Below are 5,269 nucleotides of genomic sequence, written 5' to 3' on the forward strand. Positions count from 1 at the left end.
ATAGTCAATATTGTTCAACAGCTTAAAAAAAAAGCTATTTTTTATTTTTTTACTTGATACAAAGCAATTTGCCAGTTAATATTTGCGTGTTTCAAATATACGCCCGTAGCTCAGTTGGTTAGAGCATCACCTTGACATGGTGGGGGTCAGTGGTTCGAGTCCACCCGGGCGTACCATTCTAAAGCCTTATCTAGAAAATCTTTAAAGTGATTACCTTGAATTCAGATTTTATTAGTAGGGTAAAATAGATACCATTAAATAGCCCTTTAAATGCTAACAATTTCAAAATAAACGAATTTCCACATGAAAAAATTTCAATAAAATCGGCGATTGTTATGACTGATTTTTGCTTGAATTTTGAGTTTTATTTTGGCGAAAGGAATGGGTCTTATTTTCAATAATTGACTTAACTCGTTTCCAGTTTAATAACATTCTACCTGCTTACTTCCCTAATTTTTTCATAAAGTTAAATCGCTCTTTAGTCTAATGCTGTTTATTATGATGTGTATATAGCATTGCTGTCGATTTGGTATTGAGTGAATTACTCAAAATCTAGGCACAAAAAAACGCAGTCAAGCGACTTCATTTTTTCTTTTTAAAATTCTTAGAAGTGTATATTTCGTATTTTTTGAATTTCTCGTTCACTGGCTTGTTTTTTTTGCTAGAACGCACTCCATTTTGCTTTAATTTGTCTTGCTCATCCTTTGGTTTGTCACTCTCTTCTAATAGAAAATTGACAATAATAAAACAGATATAAATCAAAGCAAAAAAAGATACACCACCGATCAACCTAATTGCATCAGGATCTGAACCACGATACGTTATATTATGGATTACTGCCGCATCTACAACTTGCGACCAAAAAATAATTAAAAATAATACGATTAACTTTTTCATTGTGTACATCGCCCAGTAACAAACTTGTTATCATTACCCTGCACTTTTGCTATATGCGCATTACGTTTACACTCTAAATTTTCAGGTGCATACATTTTATTCCAAGCCATTATTAGCTTCTTTTCTTGATTAGATAAATTGATTTTATATTTATCAGACATGTAAAGATATGTACGTGCTATCATTCCACGAATTTCGTCACGTGGCTAGAATATGCAAGCTTTAAAATCCACAGCACTTTTACACTTTTCATACTGATTAAATACTTTAGTGAATAGCGAATAACGATAATTAGACCTATCGCCATTCACTTCACTAATAGCCGCTTGAAAGTTATGTATATCACTTGCTATTTGATTGACACGCTTTACGTCCACCTGCTTGCCAGCATGTTAAGTGTTTACCAAAATTTTCGGCAGGTATAACATGGTTCCACTCAATGCATTCAGCTATAGCCTGATTTTTCTTGTATGGTATCCACATTTGTCAAAATCAACAACACCTTTTTATCTATCCACGAAAATTTTCATCCGCAATAAAATGTAGTTTGATCCGGGTTTGATTTATATAATTTAGTTAAATGTGTTTTAGCTGAATTAAAGTTCTGTGCTGAATAAACCAATAATAGAGTAAATAAAAGTAAGATAGCTATTTTCCCCATAATATCCATTTGAAATAAATCCAATAACTGTAAAAATTTAATATGTTATATAAAACATCGATTTTTATAGTAGAGCATCCTGCAACAGAACCATCCTGCAAGAAACTTGATAGAATAAACCCTCAGCTTTCGATAAGGATTTAAAAGAGTAAAAGAATAAATATACGCTTAATTCTCTTGTTTATAATATTGATATCATTTGCAGTCTATTAACCATCAAAGGTGGGGCGTAGCCACCTCCTGTTTTAAATATATCAACAGATATTTAATCAATCAAGGTGATTTATGGCAAAACCAGTAACTGAAACAGCTCAAAACGAAGATTTGAAGTAGAAGATTTAAAAAACACATTGACAATATCGCATTAATTGAGCAAGTAAGTAAAAGCCTAGATATATCGCAAACTCAATTCATGATTGATACAGAGTATTTTTTATCAAAAACAAAAAAATAAAATCAACATTTTATATGGGTTATTTTTTAGTAAATAAACTCATAAGTTAATGGATTATTTACAAAAAAAGCAGCTAAATTAAAGCTGCCTTAGAATAATAAACTAAAATAACATATTGGTTGATTAGAAATTAATTTCGGTACCGACAAAATAACGGCGACCTTCTAAGGTTTTACCGAAGTCTTCGTTAGAAACGTTTTTGTCAAATAAGTTATAAACCCCACCATAAACTTTAGCATCTTTGTTTATTTGGAAAGAGGCACCCACATCCCAGAAAGTATAGCCTGGGTACTCAATTTTTTGCCCACTACGATTATTAGATGATTCTACACCATAATAGGCCATTTTAGCCCATAAATCCCATTGCTCGGTAGCATACCAATCTAGTTGGGTATTGAATTTTTGTTTTGGTGTTCGATTTAAAGGACGTCCTTTATATTTGCCACTTTTTTGTTCTGTTTTTGTCCAAGAGTAGTTAGAGCTTAGTAAAAAATCGGTTAATAATGGTGTTTTGAATGAAAATTCAAAACCTTTAAGATCGGCTTTACCAACATTTTCACGACCTTGTATAAAGTCAAATATTTTACTATAACCATTTAACTCACAGTTATGCTTGTGATTACAGATATAATATGACTGAATTTTGTCTTTATATTTTGTATAAAATGCTGTTGCAGAAGTATCGATACCATAATCATTAGTATATCCGATCCCGATTTCAAAATTATTTGATTTTTCTGGTTTTAAATTTGGATTCCCAATAATTACCCCATCTGAGTATCCGCCTCCAGTTACTTGTCCCCAATCACTTACAACATAACGTAGCTGTGGAGTTGCATAGCCTGTAGAATAACCTCCTTTTAGAGTAAAGTTATCATCAATATTCCAAACACTATAAACTCTTGGATTCCAGTTACTGCCATAATTTTCATCTTTGTTATAACGTAATCCTAAAGTTAGGCTCCAATTTTCTAAAATGCGTAATTCATCTTCGCCAAATAGCGCATAATTCCAACGATCGATTTTAGATAATGTTGTTTTTAGCTGGTTTCCTTTATCATGTAATTCTTGATAATTATATTTTCCGCCTAAAGTCAGCATATTGATACTAAAAGGAATAGTCACACGTGTATCTACGTCGGTATTTCGAATTTTCATACTTCTTTTAGGGTTGTTATTGCCTTCATAAGCAACAAAGGAAGTGGTAGATACATCACCAAACAAACCATTATGTGTCAGAGCAAACGAATTACGGCGATTATCCCGATTAAAATTATTTCTAGATTTATCTCTTGTTTTGCCTGCGGTTGCGTTACTATTTTGCAAAGATCGTCCAAAATCAAGATCAAATTTTTGTGTATCAGATGCATTTAAAGATAATTTACCATTTAAGCTACGTAATTTTTGTCCTGAATGACCATTTAAAAATTTGTCTTCATGGCGTCTTGAATATTGTCCATAAAGTTGGATACCCAAAATATCATCAATAATCGGTCCCATAGTTGAGAAACTACCAGTATAGGTATCTTTTTCTTTTGAACGATAAGGAATAACTGATTCTAGACGCAGGCCACTTTGCCATTTATTTGACACTTTTTTGGTAATGATATTAATAACCCCACCCATGGCATCAGAGCCATATAGTGACGACATCGGCCCACGCACTACTTCAATACGTTCAATAGCTGTTAATGGTGGTAGCCAGCCTTGTTCAAAACCAGAATTGTCACTATTAGGTCTTGTTTCACGTGTACTAATTTTTTTGCCGTCAACTAATATCAAGGTATACTTTGCATCCATACCACGAATGCTAATATCAGTAGAATCACCACCACCGGTAATATTTACGCCAGGAATATCTTTTAGTGCATCAGTAACATCGCGGTAAGGTTTATTTTCGATTTCTTTAGGTGTAATAACTGAAATAGTCGCAGGCGCTTCTTTCACTTGTTGTGAGAAACCTGATGCGGTAACCACCATGGTATCAGTATCTGAATTGCCAACAGCCATAGCAGTACTTGATAATGACAACAAAATACTAGTATTAATGACATGTGTTGCCAACTTAAACTTCTTTTTTGCGTTCATTTATTATAACCCCATTATTTATAATGATATTTACATTTCCTTTCATCTCTAAGCACACTACACTATATGATAATGATTATCAATATCTTTGTAAAAAATTATTTAGATCTAGACAAACTTTCTTTGTTGAATAATAATTATTATCATTTAAAACAATGCGAGAATTTAGATATGAATAAGAAAAAAAAGTTACTTTTGAGTAGTATTGCTGTGATCGTATTAGGATTAACCGCCTGTCAATCATCAACAATGCGCGTAACTACTGATAGCCAAACGGTAGTTGTCCCTAAATCGCCTAAAAAAGTAGTGGTAATGAATTATGGCGCATTAGATACTTTAGATGCGTTAGGAAAAGGATCGATAGTTGCTGCAACTCCACTATCAGTTATTCCATCTTATTTGCAACAATTTAATAATACGTCGCTCTCCGATACTGGTAATATGAAAGAGCCTAATATTGAGGTAATCAAAAAAGTTAATCCTGATTTGATTGTCATTGATGGGCGTCAAGCTAGTAAAACTGAAGAACTATCAAAAATAGCGCCTGTCATTAATTTAAGCGTTGATGCTAAAAATTATGTTGAATCGGTCAAAAACCATATTCAAGTGCTAGCCAATATAACAGGGTCAGAAAGCAAAGCGAATGAAATTATTCAATCATTAGATAAAAAAATTCAAGATGCCCAATCTGTAGCTCAAACTAGCCCCAAAAAGGCTATTGTAACTATCCACAATGATGGAAAGATGATACTTATTAATTCAAGCTCAAGTGCAGCGCTGATTCATGATGTGCTAAACGTTAAGCGTGCTGTGCCACTAACTATTATGCCTGCGCAATCAAAACTCGGGAAACCTGCGCCAGTTTTTATTGATGATAATTACATCAAATCAGTGAAACCAGATATCGTTTTTATCGTTGACCGCAGTAAAGCAATTGGTAATCAAGGTATGGTTGAACACTATTTTTCTCCAAAAGTACTAAACAAAAGCAAAACAAAAGTAGTTTATTTAACACCTGATCTTTGGTATTTGTCTGGTGGTGGTGCTGAAAGCATAAATCTTCAGATAGACGAAGTCACTAATGCATTAAAATAAGATTGTTAATAAATTTATCTTCCTATTATTAAAATAGCCTTTATTAGTAATAAAGGCTATATTTGATTGAAGTG

Annotated in this window: 3 protein-coding genes, 1 tRNA gene and 1 pseudogene; 2 read left to right on the forward strand and 3 right to left on the reverse strand. The window is 32.9% G+C overall.

What is annotated here, in order from left to right; genetic code table 11:
- The first annotated feature begins 99 nt into the window (after positions 1-99).
- Positions 100-176 (forward strand) — tRNA-Val (locus tag A9G30_RS05035).
- A 406-nt stretch (positions 177-582) separates the two neighbouring features.
- Here the strand turns inward: A9G30_RS05035 and A9G30_RS05040 are convergent.
- From A9G30_RS05040 to A9G30_RS05050, 3 genes and pseudogenes are all read right to left on the reverse strand, one after another.
- On the reverse strand, positions 583-897 hold the full coding sequence (locus tag A9G30_RS05040; protein ID WP_065588253.1) for a hypothetical protein: 315 nt from the start codon (positions 895-897) through the stop codon (positions 583-585).
- Positions 894-1,274, reverse strand: a pseudogene (locus tag A9G30_RS13330) (endonuclease). The gene A9G30_RS05040 and the pseudogene A9G30_RS13330 overlap by 4 nt, the downstream one beginning before the upstream one ends.
- A gap of 861 nt (positions 1,275-2,135) precedes the next feature.
- The gene (locus A9G30_RS05050) at positions 2,136-4,100 is read right to left on the reverse strand and encodes a TonB-dependent receptor domain-containing protein (protein WP_065588254.1); all 1,965 of its coding nucleotides are present in this window, start codon (positions 4,098-4,100) and stop codon (positions 2,136-2,138) included.
- 171 nt (positions 4,101-4,271) lie between these two features.
- On the opposite strand from A9G30_RS05050, the gene A9G30_RS05055 reads away from it, so the two are divergent.
- A complete protein-coding gene (locus A9G30_RS05055; protein WP_176700850.1) occupies positions 4,272-5,195 on the forward strand; it encodes a siderophore ABC transporter substrate-binding protein in 924 nt (307 codons plus the stop codon).
- Positions 5,196-5,269 lie beyond the last annotated feature (74 nt).

This window comes from Gilliamella sp. Fer4-1, from assembly GCF_001690515.1.
GTDB lineage: Bacteria > Pseudomonadota > Gammaproteobacteria > Enterobacterales > Orbaceae > Gilliamella > Gilliamella apicola_C.

Bases quoted from the DNA above. Each gene is read 5' to 3' on its own strand.
- A9G30_RS05040 (WP_065588253.1), bottom strand. From the start codon at position 897: ATGAAAAAGTTAATCGTATTATTTTTAATTATTTTTTGGTCGCAAGTT.
- A9G30_RS05050 (WP_065588254.1), bottom strand. From the start codon at position 4,100: ATGAACGCAAAAAAGAAGTTTAAGTTGGCAACACATGTCATTAATACT.
- A9G30_RS05055 (WP_176700850.1), top strand. From the start codon at position 4,272: ATGAATAAGAAAAAAAAGTTACTTTTGAGTAGTATTGCTGTGATCGTA.